At 62.5% G+C, this 13,113-nt stretch carries 14 protein-coding genes; 12 read left to right on the top strand and 2 right to left on the bottom strand.

Going from position 1 to position 13,113, the window contains the following annotated elements; translation table 11 throughout:
• Positions 1-190: 190 nt before the first annotated feature.
• Together KU306_RS10045 and KU306_RS10040 are read right to left on the bottom strand one after the other, a co-directional pair.
• On the bottom strand, positions 191-592 hold the full coding sequence (locus KU306_RS10045; RefSeq protein WP_007539240.1) for a hypothetical protein: 402 nt from the start codon (positions 590-592) through the stop codon (positions 191-193).
• Positions 593-816: 224 nt separating this feature from the next.
• Entirely contained in the window at positions 817-1,161 is a 345-nt protein-coding gene (locus tag KU306_RS10040; RefSeq protein ID WP_007539238.1) for an ArsR/SmtB family transcription factor, read from the bottom strand.
• 797 nt (positions 1,162-1,958) lie between these two features.
• On the opposite strand from KU306_RS10040, the gene KU306_RS10035 reads away from it, so the two are divergent.
• The 12 genes from KU306_RS10035 (at position 1,959) to KU306_RS09980 (ending at position 13,087) form a co-directional block, all read left to right on the top strand.
• On the top strand, positions 1,959-2,114 hold the full coding sequence (locus KU306_RS10035) for a hypothetical protein (RefSeq protein ID WP_258301858.1): 156 nt from the start codon (positions 1,959-1,961) through the stop codon (positions 2,112-2,114).
• Between the two features lie 3 nt (positions 2,115-2,117).
• The gene (locus tag KU306_RS10030; RefSeq protein WP_258301857.1) at positions 2,118-4,325 is read left to right on the top strand and encodes an amino acid permease; all 2,208 of its coding nucleotides are present in this window, start codon (positions 2,118-2,120) and stop codon (positions 4,323-4,325) included.
• A 99-nt stretch (positions 4,326-4,424) separates the two neighbouring features.
• Positions 4,425-4,910, top strand: coding sequence for an Lrp/AsnC family transcriptional regulator (locus KU306_RS10025; RefSeq protein WP_007539234.1), 486 nt, complete (start codon positions 4,425-4,427; stop codon positions 4,908-4,910).
• A 187-nt stretch (positions 4,911-5,097) separates the two neighbouring features.
• On the top strand, positions 5,098-6,189 hold the full coding sequence (locus tag KU306_RS10020) for a monovalent cation/H+ antiporter subunit E (protein WP_258301856.1): 1,092 nt from the start codon (positions 5,098-5,100) through the stop codon (positions 6,187-6,189).
• 2 nt (positions 6,190-6,191) lie between these two features.
• The gene (locus KU306_RS10015) at positions 6,192-6,482 is read left to right on the top strand and encodes a cation:proton antiporter (protein ID WP_007539230.1); all 291 of its coding nucleotides are present in this window, start codon (positions 6,192-6,194) and stop codon (positions 6,480-6,482) included.
• Between the two features lies 1 nt (position 6,483).
• Positions 6,484-6,801 carry a monovalent cation/H(+) antiporter subunit G gene (gene mnhG, locus KU306_RS10010; RefSeq protein WP_007539223.1) on the top strand — a complete coding sequence of 106 codons (318 nt, stop codon included), beginning with the start codon at positions 6,484-6,486 and terminating at the stop codon, positions 6,799-6,801.
• A complete protein-coding gene (locus tag KU306_RS10005; RefSeq protein ID WP_007539222.1) occupies positions 6,794-7,339 on the top strand; it encodes a DUF4040 domain-containing protein in 546 nt (181 codons plus the stop codon). Before mnhG ends, KU306_RS10005 begins: the two co-directional genes overlap by 8 nt.
• Positions 7,336-7,803, top strand: coding sequence for an MnhB domain-containing protein (locus KU306_RS10000; protein WP_008323656.1), 468 nt, complete (start codon positions 7,336-7,338; stop codon positions 7,801-7,803). Before KU306_RS10005 ends, KU306_RS10000 begins: the two co-directional genes overlap by 4 nt.
• Positions 7,800-8,159, top strand: a complete 360-nt coding sequence (locus KU306_RS09995; RefSeq protein ID WP_007539220.1) for a cation:proton antiporter subunit C — start codon at positions 7,800-7,802, stop codon at positions 8,157-8,159. The genes KU306_RS10000 and KU306_RS09995 overlap by 4 nt, the downstream gene beginning before the upstream one ends.
• Positions 8,152-9,648, top strand: a complete 1,497-nt coding sequence (locus KU306_RS09990) for a monovalent cation/H+ antiporter subunit D family protein (RefSeq protein ID WP_258301855.1) — start codon at positions 8,152-8,154, stop codon at positions 9,646-9,648. Before KU306_RS09995 ends, KU306_RS09990 begins: the two co-directional genes overlap by 8 nt.
• Entirely contained in the window at positions 9,645-11,342 is a 1,698-nt protein-coding gene (locus KU306_RS09985; RefSeq protein ID WP_258301854.1) for a cation:proton antiporter, read from the top strand. The genes KU306_RS09990 and KU306_RS09985 overlap by 4 nt, the downstream gene beginning before the upstream one ends.
• Positions 11,342-13,087: a Na(+)/H(+) antiporter subunit D gene (locus tag KU306_RS09980; RefSeq protein ID WP_258301853.1), complete on the top strand. Its 1,746-nt coding sequence runs from the start codon at positions 11,342-11,344 to the stop codon at positions 13,085-13,087. Before KU306_RS09985 ends, KU306_RS09980 begins: the two co-directional genes overlap by 1 nt.
• Positions 13,088-13,113 lie beyond the last annotated feature (26 nt).

The raw sequence follows: 13,113 nt of genomic DNA, 5'->3' as shown, positions 1-13,113 counted from the left end.
GGCTGACCCACGATGGACGGTATCGAGTCACGCACGCCTCGACGGTGAGATACGCCGTCGTAGCCACTCAAACCGGCGGCACGCCGCTCACAAAACGGCCGACGTGAGAGTTGTCACTAAACGGCCGACGTGAGAGTTGTTACTCTCAGGAGGATAACTTGGGTTTGGGACCGAAACGGTCCCAGTGGAGTTACATTCCGCCGAGCAACTGAGACGCCGTCCGAACGAGGGGTTCGACGTCCTCGTCTGGGTCTACGAACAGTAGCATTCCGCGGCCGCCACAGTACACTTGGAGGACTCCGTGGCCGTCTTTCTCGTCGAACTGGTACTCGACACTGTTTTGCACCGGACTGAGTCCGGAGAACAGGCCGCGCTCCATGAACTCTCGCCGTGTCTCTTCGGCGAGGTCACTCAGATGGTCGATGAGTTCGGCTTTACTCCCGAACGACCGACGAACGGACTCTCCCACGTGGAAGAGATTGAACGACGTCGCACCATAGATGGCGACCAACGAGACATCCCCTTGTGCTGTCTCGTTGATTGCATCCATCGCGACGTCGCTGTCTGGTCCCGGTCCGTTCACGGATGCCATCCGCGCCGGATCGATTATCATAACTCAACCCCCGTGCCCTGACGCTGCGCGTCTCCCTGCCCGGAGCGCGCGCCTGGACTATTCATGGATTCCTGATAGTCAGTTACCGGTATAAATGTAGAGGTGGAATTTCTCGAACTGAGAATCGGCCAAATTTGCTTCAATTTGTTGAACAAACCCGTCAGCGACCGCGTTAGACTTGTTCACTCCTGCCGATTTCCCACTTACTCGGTAGGTCGCCCGTCTGCGTCTCCCGAATCGATGGCCTCACCATCGAGCGAGAGTTCAGTCGAAAAACCGTCTGTCGTCAGTGTGATGACTGCCTCGTCGAACGAACACTCGTACCGTCGGTAATGTGTTCCATCTGCTTCGACCTCGGTCGTCGAGTCGACGAGTCCGCGCGTGGTCAGTTTGTCGAGTCGGCGGTAGACGGTCGGAAGCGACAGGTCGGTGGTCGATGCGAGTTCTTTCGCTGACTGTGGTTCGCGCCGGAGCGCAGTGAGAAGTGCCCTCCCTTCGGTGTCACCGAGAATGTCGAGTAGGTCGTCGCTCGACACGGGTCCGTCCATCGTGATTCATTTCTCCGAGAGTGCATATAAAGTAGTTACGCCCCGGAAATCCATCCACCGGGGCGCTTCGAGGAGGGCATCGCACGCGAGGACAATCAGACCGCGACTGAGGACCGAAGCGAGGGGACGCCGTTGGCTGCAACACCAATGCTGGATGGCAACTGACCGCCCCACCAATAGTGAAGTGGTCGTCTGGAAGGTTCGAGAGCCACCGTACCACCACCACAGCGAACCAGTGTCCTCGTGAGGACTCGTGGCCGCTGTATACGTGACTCCTGAGCGCGCCTCCGGCTGGGTGACTCGTGGACTCCCTGTCCCGGGCCAAAATAACACCCGACGCGCGAGTCGCGCTCTAGTACGTATACTAGTGGTCTGAGGATATAAATTTCACGCTCGTCCAACTTTCGTGAATTGCAGAGGATACCTTTAGAAATGATTCTCGATGTCCCGCAAGTCGCGTTCGTCACGAACTCGCTCTCGAAGTAAGCGGGTCGATAATTGTTCGAGAGTTTGTTCACGCCGAAGATGAGAGGGGCGAAATCAGATTGTGGTGCGCGAATTTATCGAGCAATATCTATCGATTCGTTATCGAAAGGAGAAATTTCGACGAATCCGTCCGAGAGATTAATCTACCGAGAGACCGCTCGTGACCGCAGAATTCGAGGTATTAGGACAAACAAGCATAAAGAACCATTACAATAAACGAATCCGCAAAATAACCGAGCATATTATGTTGAATCGTCCTATAGACTGGGGCAAGCAACTCGGCCGGATAGTCAACGGCCGTCTTACCAACCATGCTCGAACGAACGCTGATACTCGATGGCTGCCGCGATTCGACCGATGAACACGACGTTTCGACCGCCACGCTCGGACGAGGTTGGGTCGAACCGCTCGACACGGTAGAGACGACTCGACCCGAGCAGTCCGCGGTCTACTCGGCAGGTGGATAACAGATGGGAAAGACACTCGAACGCGACCTGGGTATCTATTCAGTACTCGCTATCAGCATCGGTGCGATGGTCGGGAGTGGAATCTTCATCCTCCCGGCGCTCGCTATCGACATCGCCGGCCCCGCAGTCATTCTCGCGTACGTCATCGCGGGCGTTCTCGTCCTTCCGGCGGCACTTTCGAAGTCCGAGATGGCGACCGCGATGCCCGAATCCGGCGGGACGTATCTCTTTATCGAGCGCGGTATGGGGCCGCTTCTCGGCACCGTTGCCGGTATCGGGACGTGGTTCTCGCTGTCGTTCAAAGGTGCTCTCGCCCTCGTCGGTGGCGTTCCGTACCTCCTGTTGCTGTTTGATGTCTCTTCGAGTGTGGTGACGCCGGTCGCACTAGCGCTTGCGGCACTCTTGGTGCTCGTCAATCTCGTCGGGGCGAAGCAGACTGGTCGCCTCCAGGTCGTCATCGTCGTACTCATGCTCGCCGCGCTCGTGTGGTTCGTCCTCGGCGGCACCCCGAGCGTCCAACCGGCGAACTATCAACCGTTCTTCAGCGGCGGCGTCGGCGGGTTGCTCGCCGCGACCGGTCTCATCTTCGTCTCGTATGCGGGCGTCACGAAAATCGCAAGCGTCGCCGAAGAAGTCGAGAACCCCGGTCGTAACATCCCACTCGGCATTCTCGGGTCGCTCGTGTTCACGACGCTTCTCTACACGCTCATCGTGGCCGTTATGGTCGGCGTCACAGACCGGGGCGCGCTCGCTGCCAGTTCGACGCCGATGGCACTTGCCGCCGAAGCGACGCTGGGGACACCCGGCATCGTCGCCGTCGTCCTCGCGGCGATTCTCGCACTGGTGAGCACCGCAAACGCGGGCGTGCTCTCTTCGTCTCGGTATCCGTTCGCCATGAGTCGGGACAACCTCGTCCCACCGTCGTTAGCGACCATTAGCGACCGGTTCGGAACGCCCAGCACGTCCATCACGCTCACCGGCGTCGTGTTGCTCCTGCTCATCGCGTTCGTCCCACTCTTGGAAATCGCCAAACTCGCCAGCGCGTTCCAACTGCTCGTGTTCGTACTCATCAACGTCGCAGTCATCGCGTTCCGCGAAGGCAACGTCGAGTACGAACCGTCGTTCGATTCGCCGCTTTACCCGTGGATGCAACTGTTCGGTGCGGTCAGTGGTCTCGTGTTGTTGACGCAGATGGGCACAGTTCCGCTCGTCGGCGCAGTCGTCCTCGTGGGTGCCGGTGTCACGTGGTACTACGTGTACGCACACGGGAGAGTCGACCGCGAAGGCGCGGCTATCGACGCAGTCCGACAGGAGGTTGCACAGAACGCCGTCGACCGAACCCAAGAGACGATAGGCTCGACGGCCGACGAATACCGCGTCCTCGTCGCGCTCCCGAACGAAATCTCGAAAGACAGAGAGCGCTCGTTGGTTCGCGTCGCCGCCGACCTCGCTCGCGGACGCGATGGTCGCGTTATCGTCAGCCGATTCGACGAGGTCCCGGACCAAGTGCCATTGGCGCACGCCTCCGAAATACAGTCCCCTGCGGACGTTCAGTTCGAGCGTCAGACCACCGAACTCGGTGACGACTTCGACGTCACGGTCGACTGCGGAACCATCGTCAGCCACGACACCAAACACGCGGTGGTCAACTACGCCGACCACTCCGGTGCCGATATGGTACTTATGGAACAGCCCGACCGCTCGGCCAGCGTTCGAGAGCGACTCCTCGGAAACGACATCGACTGGATTCTCCGACACGCCACCTGCGAGGTGGCTCTGTTTGAGGACCGCGGTCTCGACGACATCGAGACGGTCGAACTGCTGACGAGCGAAGGCCCGTACGACCCGACGAAAGTCGCCGTCGCGGACGCGCTCGCCAGTCAGGCCGGTGCAGAGATTCACCTGAGTCACGAGTCCGACGCGGGCGCATCTGCCGCCCAGGAGACGAGCCTCCGAGAGTACAAATCGCAGATTGCCGAACTCTGTTCCGTGCCGGTCAAAACGGGAGGCTTGGTCTCCGATGGTGGTGACATCCCCGCAAAGACTGGCGAAATCCTCATCCTAAGTGTCGAAGACGAAGCAGCGGCGAGAGTTGGCCGCGGTGGAAACACCATCGTCGACAACTGGGAAGGCTCGGTTCTCGCCGTTCACGGCCGCGACTCGATGCGACGCAGTCGAATCGCACGCGCACTCGACCGGTGGGTCTTCTGACCATGACACGGCGTTACCCGCTCTCGGACGCGTTTTCGACTGCAGGAGCGCCTCTGAGGGAACAAAACACCTATTTTAAGCACGTCCATTCGTTGGTGCATGGCGACAATCTCGGTAGACGATCTCGACAAATACATCCTCTATGCGCTTCAGAAGGACGCTCGACACACCTCCGGAAGCGATATCGCGGAGGCGTTCGGCGTCTCGGCGAGTACGGTTCGAAACCGAGTCGGAAAGCTCGAATCGAAGGGTGTCATTCGGGGCAGTCACCTCGATATCGACTACGAGGCGCTGGGCTACCAACTCCACACAATTATCTTCTGTACCGCGCCGATTCCCGAGCGAGAGCAACTCGCAAAGGCGGCACTGGAAGTCGACGGCGTCATCTCGGTCCGCGAAATCATGACCGGCGAGAAGAACGTCCACATAACCGCACTCGGCCGCAACAGCGACGATTTGAGCCGAATCGGTCGCGAACTCAGCGCGCTGGGCTTCGAAATCGCCGAGGAGGAACTCATCCGCAACGAGTACACCTCCCCGTACAGTCCCTTCGGCAAGGGGTCGACCGACGAAGACGACGACTGACCGCCAAATCGCTCGCCGGGACGGCGTTCGAGAACCGAACTAATCCACAGACAGTGTGTCGAATCGCCAATACTCGCCATCCGATAGCGGAAAGCGTTTTGCCTGCCTTTTGTAAGTGGGAAATAGTGCTTATGAGTCAGTATCTGAATCCGCGGCGAACTGTCTCGAACGGCGTCGGAGGTGGCTGATGTCAGAGACGAGCGCACGTATTCTCGTCCCTGTCGGAGAGTCCTCGACGTTCAGGAACACGGCCGCGTACGCAACTCGTGAAGCTCGGCGCGTCGCCAGCGAAACGGGCGAAGAAGCGACCGTTCATTTCGTCTATCCGGTCCGCTGGCAGTTGGTCGACGAACTCGAACGGTCGGCGTCCGAAGAGGTCGCCGACATACTCGACCGAGCGCGTGTCTGGGCGGCCGAGGACTTGGACTACGACGACGACGGTGAAATCGACGACGACGGCGTGCCGGTCTCGATAGAGACGGCTGTCGTCGGCGAAGACCGATATCTGTTTTCGCCGAGCGACTTCGCGGACGTGCTTCTCGAATACGCACGCGACCGCGACCTTGGCCGTATCATCGTGGACCCGGAGTACCAGCCGGGCGGGAGCGCTCCGATGCTCCAACCGCTGGAACTCGAACTCTCGCGGTCTGATCGCATCGTCGAGGAAGCGCCTGTCGACCGCGTCGTCGAGCGTGGACGGTTTCCGAGCCGTTCGAACCTGTCGAAAGCCCTCGTGATGTTCGGCGCGTCGTTCAGTTTCTACCTGCTCTTAGCCGGTGTCCTCGACACGTTCAACCTCTTGACCGGCGCGGTCTCGGCGGGTATCGTCACCACCGTCTTCTCTCGTATCACGTTCAGAGAGACGCCGAAAGCGGGCCGTCTCCTCAGGCGGACCGGCCGGTTCATCCTGTACGTTCCGTACCTGCTGTGGGAGATTCTGAAAGCGAACATCGAGGTCGCGTACATCATCCTCCACCCGAGCTTGCCTATCGACCCGAAGATACAGCGATATCGGGCGGCTATCTGGGACGACCTCTCGGTGACGACGCTGGCCAACAGCATCACGCTGACGCCGGGCACGCTCACCGTCGACGTCGACCGCGACAGTCTCGTCATTCACTCGCTTACCGGCTCGGCCCGCGACGGACTCGCTGACGGAACGCTCGAACGCGCCGTGCGGTTCATCTACTACGGCCGCGCAGCCGCGCGTATCCCGAGCCCGCGAGAGCGCGGAACGGTCGAAGACGAATCGGTCCCACCGACACCGGAGGAACCCTAACGATGGTGCTCGAAGGTTTTTCGACGTTCCAAACGATTCTGCTCGGCGGGGCGGCCGCGTTCGCGACGTTCGCCATCGTGCTGCTCTACCGTGTGGTCCGCGGTCCCACCATGGAAGACCGCGTTATCGCCATCAACGCCATCGGGACGAACACCGTCGTCGTGTTGGCGCTCGCCGCGGCGGCGTTCGGCCAACCGGGGTACCTCGACGTTGCGCTCGTCTACGCGCTGTTGAACTTCCTCGCGAGCATCGCAATCTCGAAGTTCATCGTCGAACGCGGAGGTGTGCTCTGAGATGACGCCGCTCGAATACCTCGTCTCGGGGCTCGTCCTCGCGGGTGTGTTCTTCGGCTTCGTCGCGGTCGTCGGCATCATCCGACTGCCCGACCTCTACACCCGCGCTCACGCTACCTCGAAGAGTGACACCCTCGGAACGGTGCTGTCGCTCGGGGGAGTCGTACTCCTCTTCGGGGCGGACGTCGCCGCCGTCAAGACGGCGCTCCTGCTCTTGTTCATGTTTATCACTAACCCGACGGCCGCTCACGCCATCACTCGGGCGGCCTACGAACAGGGTATCGAACCGTGGACCGCAGACGACGGAGGAGGTGACTGACGTGCAACTGACGTTGTTCGCGCTCCTGCTCGCGTTCGTCATCTTCGCCGCGCTCGCGGCGGCGTTCCTCCGGGACATCCTCAGCGCCATTATCGCGTTCGCCGGGTTCAGCTTCGGCATCGCGCTGGTGTACGTCCTCCTGCGCGCACCCGACGTGGCGCTCACCGAAGCGGCCGTCGGCGCGGGCGTCACGACCGTCCTGTTCCTCTTGACCATCGTTCGGACGGTTCGCCCCGGTGGCGACCGCCTCTTCGAGCGAATCAAGTGGGGTCCAGCGGCGGTAGCGACAGTCCTCGTCGGCGTGTTGCTGACGACGGTGAGCTCGTTACCGCGTATCGGAGACCCGAACTCGCCGGTCGCAACCTCCGAGGTGACGCGCTACTACCTCGAAAACGCGTACCCGCAGACCGACGTCGAAAACGTCGTGACGGCGGTGTTGGCCGCCTACCGTGGGTTCGACACCCTCGGCGAGGCGGCGGTCGTGCTGGCCGCCGGAATCGCGGTCCTCGTCGTCCTTCGCAAGGAGGTGTACGTATGAGTTCACTCGATTTCAGCCCCCGTGCATACGTCGAAAGTACGATTATCATGACGACGGTTCGCGTCGTCAGCCCGTTCGTCTTCACGTTCGGGCTCTTCGTCATGTTCCACGGCGCGGAGTCCGCGGGCGGTGGCTTCCAAGGTGGAGCCATCGTCGCGTCGAGTATCATCATGCTCGCGTTCGCCTTCGGTATCGAGCCGACGCGAGAGTGGCTCGACGACGACTTCGTTCGCGTCGTCATCGGCGGTGGAGCATCGACGTTCGCACTCATCGGGTTGGGTGCGCTCGCCTTCGGTGGACCGTTCCTCAACTACTCCGCCTACGGAATCAGCCACGGTGTCAAATACGGCATCGAACTCGTCGAACTCGGCATCGGGGCGATTGTCGCGGGCGTCATCGTCTCGCTGTTTATGAACCTCGCTGCGGGGTTCTCCGACGAGGAGACGGACGGTGATGAAGCATGATTGACCTGCTTACGACCCACTACAACTACATCGCGAGCATCCTCTTGGTCGGCATCGGTCTCTACGTCGTCATGGGGAGTCCCAACCTCGTTCGGAAGGTCATCGGTATGAACATCTTCCAAGTTGGAATCTTCCTCTTTTTCGTGACCACCGGCTACGTCGACGGCGGCGTTCCGCCCATCGTCGGCCACACCGAGGGTCCAATCGTGAGCCCGCTCCCACACGTGCTCATTCTCACGGCGATTGTCGTCGGGGTGAGCCTGACCGCCGTCGCGCTCGCACTTATCGTTCGAATCTACAACGGCTATGGCTCTCTCGACGAAGATGTCATCAAGGAGGTACAGGTAGATGACTGACGCACTCGTCTTGCTCATCGTCCTCCCGATTGCGGCGGCGATACTGCCGGTGTTCCTCGGCATTCTCTCCGACCGCGCCGGGTGGTACGTCGCACTGGCGATGTCGCTCGCCCACCTCGGGTTGTCGGCAATCGTCGCCAACGCAGTGGATACGAGCGGCCGTATCTCGTATGCGGTCGGCGGGTTCCAACCGCCGTTCGGTATCGAACTCGTCGCCGACGGCATCTCGGCACCGCTGTTGGTGCTCATCTCGATTTCGACGCTGGGCGTCGTGGTGTACGCGCGACGCGCCGGACCGCACTCGAACGCGTTCTACAGCGAACTGGCGCTTCTCACCGCGGGTATCTCCGGTGTCGTTGCGACCGCCGACGTGTTCAACCTGTACGTCTTCTTGGAGATTACGGGGCTGGCGACCTACGCGCTCGTCGCGAGCGGTCGGTCGCCCCGCGCCGCGGTTGCGAGCCTGAAGTACCTGTTTGTCGGTACCATCGGTGCCTCGCTGTACCTGCTCGGGACCGGCTACCTCTACATCGCCACCGGGACGCTGAACATGGCTTCCCTCTCGGAGGCAATTGTCGCCACTCCGGCAGGATACGCTTCGCCAACCGTGCTGACTGGGTTCGGCCTGATGGCGACGGGATTGCTGGTCAAGGTCGCCATCTTCCCACTGCACACGTGGCAGCCCGGCGCGTACGCCGAATCGCCGGACACCGTGAGTGCGTACATCTCCGCGCTCGTTTCGACCGCCGCGGCGTACGGGCTGTTCCGCGTCACCTACACGGTCTTCACCCGCGACTTCCTCGAAGCGGTGCCCATCGCGGCGGACGCCTTCGTCCTCCTCGGGAGCGTGAGCATCGTCGCCGGGTCGGTACTCGCGGTCATGCAGTCCGACCTCAAACGGATGCTCGCGTACTCGTCTGTCTCGCAGTTCGGTCTCGTCGTCACCGCAATCGGAATCGGGAACAAGACGGCGCTTATCGGCGCGGTGGTCCACCTCATCGGCCACGCCGTGATGAAAGGCGGTCTGTTCCTGGCGCTCGGCGTCTTCGCCGCGTCGGTCGGCGCTCGAACGATGGACGAGTTCAAGGGACTGGCCGCTCGCGAACCGGTGACGAGCGCGGCGTTCGCCGTGCTCGCGTTCTCGATGGTCGGCATCCCGCCCGCAATCGGCTTCATCGGCAAGTGGAACATCGTCGTCGGTGCGGTCGAAGCCGGGTCGTGGTCGGTCGCGCTCGTCGTCGTCGTCAGCACGCTCCTGACGCTCGCGTACTTCGGGCGCGTCATCGAGCGGATGTACTTCACCCATCCCGACGAGACCGACGTGGCCGACGCCAGCGTCTCGGCCGACGGCGGCCAGCCAGCGAGCGACGTCTCGCTCGGAATGCGAACCGTCGTCGTCGTCGCTGCTGTCACCGCGGTCCTGCTCGGCATCGCCGGGTCTGACCTCATCGACATCATCCGGCCTGCACTGGAGGTGTACTTCGTATGACTGAACTCGACTCACTGAGACCGCTCGCGGCTGTGTTAGCCCCCGCGGTCGGTGTTCTCCTCATCGTCGCACTGAACCGTCGCCCGAACCTCCGCGAGGGCGCGACCATCGCCTCGTCTATTTCGACGCTCGCCATCGTCGCCAGTATGGTGCCGGCCGTCCTCGACGGGTCGACCTACGTGACCGAGCTCGGGGCGTTCGTGCCCGGCGTCTCGTTCACGCTCACCGCCGACCCGCTCGGGATGATTTTCGGCCTCTTGGCCAGTCTCCTCTGGGTCGTCACGAGCTTCTACAGTATCGGCTACATGCGCGGCCTCGACGAGCACTCGCAGACGCGGTACTTCGCCGCGTTCGCGGGGAGCGTCAGCGCCGCAATCGGTGTCGCGTTCGCGTCGAACCTCATCGTCCTGTACGTGTTCTACGAACTGCTGACGGTGGCGACGTACCCACTTGTCACTCACGACGAGACCGACGAAGCGCGCAAGGCCGGTCGAAAGTATCTGGCGTACACCTTCGGTGGCGGCGTCGCCGCGCTCGCGGGCACTGCGCTCGTGTTCTTGACGACCGGAACTGTCGAGTTCACGCCCGGCGGCATCGCCGCGCTCGCGGGCGCAGACCCAGTTCTCGCTCGCGCCGCGTTCGGTCTCCTCATCGCCGGGTTCGGCGTGAAGGCGGCCCTCATGCCGGTTCACTCGTGGCTCCCTGACGCGATGGTCGCCCCGACGCCCGTTTCGGGCCTCCTGCATGCTGTGGCCGTCGTCAAAAGCGGTGTCTTCGGTATCGCGCGCGTCATCCTCGACGTGTACGGCCCGGGCACCGTGGAGTCACTCGGTGTCGGCCTGCCGCTCGCCGCCGTCGCCGCGTTCACCATCCTCGTCGCGAGTATCATCGCACTCAGACAGGACAACCTCAAACGTCGACTCGCGTACTCGACGGTGAGTCAGTTGTCGTACATCGTGCTCGGTCTCGCGTTGCTCTCGCCTGCGGCGCTCGTCGGTGGGTTGCTCCACATCCCCGCCCACGCGTTCATGAAACTCACGCTGTTCTTCTGTGCGGGCGCGATTCACGTCGAGACCCACACCGACGACATCAGCGACATGGCGGGTATCGGGAGACGGATGCCACTGACGATGATTGCGTTTACCATCGCGAGTCTCGGCATGGCGGGCCTGCCGCTCGTCGCCGGGTTCGTCAGCAAGTGGTACCTCCTCATCGGGAGTCTCGACGCCGGACAGACGGTGTTCGCCCTCGTCTTACTCACGTCCGGCCTGTTGAACATCGGCTACTTCTGGCCGATTATCTACCAGGCGTTCTTCCAGACGCCCGAGGACTCCGATGCGAAACCGCTCATCGAGTTCCCCATCGGCGGGGTGACCGCCCGCGCCGACGGCGGACGGAAGAACGCGACGCTCACCTCTGAAAGCGAATCGACGGGAGAAACCTATGCAGTCGACCAACACCCCAGCGACCACCTCACTGAGGATGCACACGACCACGATGACGAGCACCACGGCGGCCCGCCAGCAGACGGCTGGGAACGCCGCGCGCTCGGCACCGAGAGTACGTGGTTCATCATGGCACCGATTGCGACGGCCGCGACCGGCGCGCTCGTCCTCGGCATCGTTCCCTACACGGCAGTGTTCCTCGCGCTCGTGCAACAGGTCGTCGCTGGCGCGACGGGGGTGGTGTTCTGATGGCGAGTAGCCTCACGCTCTTGCCACCCGCGTTCGTCGTCCTCGCGGTGGCGATTATCATGCCGTTCGTCTCGCGGCGAGTCGGCCACGGACTCGGTATCCTCGCCACCGGAGCGGTCGCCGTCTGGTCGCTTCTCGCACCGGCCGGCGTCCACCTCCCGGTGTCGTTCCTCGGCTTCGAGGCCGTCTTGTTCAACGTCGACGACTTCTCGCGGCTGATGGGCATCATCTTCGGCATCATCGGCGTCGCGGCGATCCTGTACTCGTACTCGTCGGACGCGCGAAATATCCAGACCGCGTACGCCCTCGGCTACGTCGGGACGAGTCTCGGAACCGTCTTCGCCGGTGACTGGCTGACCATGGTGTTCTTCTGGGAGCTCATGGCCGTCACCAGCACCCTCTTAGTGTGGGATTACGGCGGCGACGCGGTCCGTGCGGGCTACCGCTACGCTATCGCCCACGGTCTCGGCGGCAGTCTCCTCATGGGCGCTATCGTCTGGCACTACACCGAGGTCGAGTCGTTCCTCTTCTCGGCGACGAACGGCATCGCGCCGGGTATCCCCGCGGCGCTCGCCGCGGTCGGTATCGGCGTCAACGTCGGCTACGTCGGACTGCACACGTGGCTTCCCGACACGTACCCCCGGCCGCACTTCGCCGCCTCGGTCTTCCTATCGGTGTTCACGACGAAGACCGGCGTCTACGGTCTCGCCCGCGCCTTCCCCGAGGGCAACCTCGCAATCGCCTACATGGGGACGGCGATGGCGCTGCTCGGGGTCATCTACGCGCTGCTCCAAAACGACATGCGACGGCTCCTGTCGTATCACATCCAGTCGCAGGTCGGCTACATGGTCGCGGGTGTCGGTATCGGAACCGCACTCGCAACTGCTGGTGCGTTCGCCCACGTCTACAACCACATCCTCTACAAGGCGCTGTTGTTCATGACCGCGGGCGTCGTCCTCTCGCGAACCAACGAGGAGAACCTGAAGTACCTCGGGAATCTCCGCGGCGCGCTGCCGATTACCGCACTCGCCTTTACCATCGCCGCGTTCTCCATCAGCGGCTTCCCCGGCTTCAACGGCTTCGTCAGTAAGGGGATGATTACCGCCGCGGCGCACAAAGAGCACCTCTACGGTATCTTCTACATCCTCCTCGCCGCGGGTGTCGGGACGTTCATGTCCTTCATCAAGTTCGGCTACTACGCGTTCTTCCGCGACGCGAACCGCGACTGGTCGCTCGAACGCGCACACACCGGACAGGCGGTTGCGATGCTCGGCGTCGCCGCGCTCTGTGTCGTCTTCGGACTGTATCCCGACGCGCTGTTCAGCATCCTCCCAGGCAGCACGGCCAAGGCGCACCCCTTCACGCTGAGCCACCTCGGCGAAGGGTTCGCGCTCGCCGCGCTGGGCGTCGTCGGCTTCGTCGCGCTCAAAAAGCCGCTGTCGAAGGTCGGTGACGTGCCGGACATCGACGCGGTGTTGAACCCGGCACTGTTCTACGGCACGCGGGTCCTCGTCCGCGGAACGACCGACCTGTTCGCCGCCGTCGACCGCGCCGTCTCGTCCGGGTCGTACGCGGTTGCGACCGCCATCGCCGACCCCTACCCGACGGCCCGCCGGATTGCGGGCGCGCTCGGTGACGCGGACGCGAAGGACATCACCACCGGAAGCCTCCGAGCCACCATCGCGACGAGTATCGTCCTCGTCGTGGTGATTCTCGGTGGCTACCTCGTCGGCCTCCTCGGCTGACGAGGCGACGAGTCGGCGCCGACGCC

Source organism: Haloferax larsenii, assembly GCF_024730625.1.
GTDB classification, from domain to species: Archaea; Halobacteriota; Halobacteria; order Halobacteriales; family Haloferacaceae; genus Haloferax; species Haloferax larsenii.
This window is presented reverse-complemented; position numbering and strand designations above follow the sequence as displayed.

Coding starts and splice junctions, on each gene's coding strand:
- mnhG (WP_007539223.1), top strand. CDS start 6,484: ATGACGCCGCTCGAATACCTCGTCTCGGGGCTCGTCCTCGCGGGTGTG.
- KU306_RS10000 (WP_008323656.1), top strand. CDS start 7,336: ATGAGTTCACTCGATTTCAGCCCCCGTGCATACGTCGAAAGTACGATT.
- KU306_RS10035 (WP_258301858.1), top strand. CDS start 1,959: ATGCTCGAACGAACGCTGATACTCGATGGCTGCCGCGATTCGACCGAT.
- KU306_RS09990 (WP_258301855.1), top strand. CDS start 8,152: ATGACTGACGCACTCGTCTTGCTCATCGTCCTCCCGATTGCGGCGGCG.
- KU306_RS09995 (WP_007539220.1), top strand. CDS start 7,800: ATGATTGACCTGCTTACGACCCACTACAACTACATCGCGAGCATCCTC.
- KU306_RS10025 (WP_007539234.1), top strand. CDS start 4,425: ATGGCGACAATCTCGGTAGACGATCTCGACAAATACATCCTCTATGCG.
- KU306_RS10030 (WP_258301857.1), top strand. CDS start 2,118: ATGGGAAAGACACTCGAACGCGACCTGGGTATCTATTCAGTACTCGCT.
- KU306_RS10020 (WP_258301856.1), top strand. CDS start 5,098: ATGTCAGAGACGAGCGCACGTATTCTCGTCCCTGTCGGAGAGTCCTCG.
- KU306_RS10040 (WP_007539238.1), bottom strand. CDS start 1,161: ATGGACGGACCCGTGTCGAGCGACGACCTACTCGACATTCTCGGTGAC.
- KU306_RS10015 (WP_007539230.1), top strand. CDS start 6,192: ATGGTGCTCGAAGGTTTTTCGACGTTCCAAACGATTCTGCTCGGCGGG.
- KU306_RS09985 (WP_258301854.1), top strand. CDS start 9,645: ATGACTGAACTCGACTCACTGAGACCGCTCGCGGCTGTGTTAGCCCCC.
- KU306_RS10045 (WP_007539240.1), bottom strand. CDS start 592: ATGGCATCCGTGAACGGACCGGGACCAGACAGCGACGTCGCGATGGAT.
- KU306_RS09980 (WP_258301853.1), top strand. CDS start 11,342: ATGGCGAGTAGCCTCACGCTCTTGCCACCCGCGTTCGTCGTCCTCGCG.